The organism is Psychrobacter glacincola (assembly GCF_904846215.1).
Taxonomy (GTDB): Bacteria; Pseudomonadota; Gammaproteobacteria; order Pseudomonadales; family Moraxellaceae; genus Psychrobacter; species Psychrobacter glacincola.
Map to the genome: position 1 here is coordinate 1 of NZ_CAJGZK010000062.1, position 895 is coordinate 895.

Annotated in this window: 1 protein-coding gene; it reads right to left on the reverse strand. The window is 50.6% G+C overall.

Annotated features, from left to right (window positions below):
* Positions 1-895: HAD-IC family P-type ATPase (locus tag JMW90_RS13395; RefSeq protein WP_201564742.1), on the reverse strand; the 895-nt coding region annotated here is incomplete at both ends.

Genomic DNA, 895 nt, shown 5'->3' on the forward strand with positions numbered 1-895 from the left:
GAGGAGGCGCGCCTTTAAAGCGCAGTAAACGTAACGCATTGAGAGTAACGAGCACTGTTGCTCCAGCATCAGCTAGAACCGCAATCCATAGTCCAGTAATGCCGAATACGGTCGTGATCAGAAAGACGCCTTTGAGACCTAAAGCGAAAATGACGTTCTGATGAATGTTGCGCATGGTGGCACGCGAAAGTGCAATCAGATGGGCCATGTCTGTAACACGACTTTTTAATAATGCGATATCGGCCGTCTCAATGGCCACATCGGTACCACCACCCATCGCGATGCCAACATCAGCGGTTGCTAGTGCTGGCGCATCGTTAATACCATCACCCACCATCGCTATTTTGCTGTTATTCTTCATCTCGTTAAGCAAGCGCAGTTTGTCCTCAGGCAACAGCTCAGCTTCCCATTCCACGTCTAAATTACTGGCAAGTGCTTGAGCGGTTAAGCGGTTGTCGCCTGTTAGCATAACAGAGCGCACACCCATCGCTTTAAGTTGAGCCACACCTTCATGAGCGTCGTCTCGTAACTCGTCTCTTAGTGCGACCAATCCAAGCACTTCTCGACTTTGCTCATCGAAAAGAACTGAGACGGTCTTGCCCTCATTTTGCAGCGCCTCGATTTGTGCCTGTTGCTCGGCTGAAATTGATGCCTCATCTGCGGCATAAACAGGCGAACCGATAGCTAGCGCGCGCCCAGCGATAGTTGCGTGTACCGCTTTACCCGCAGTAGCAGAAGCTTTAGAAGCCACAGGTATGACAACTTTGGCGGCTTTGGCATGACTGACAATGGCTTCAGCAAGCGGGTGACTAGAACCTGTCTCCACACTGGCAAAGAGCGCCAATACCTTATCTTTACCTTGAGAACCCTGATCCAGAGAATCCTGACCTTGAAC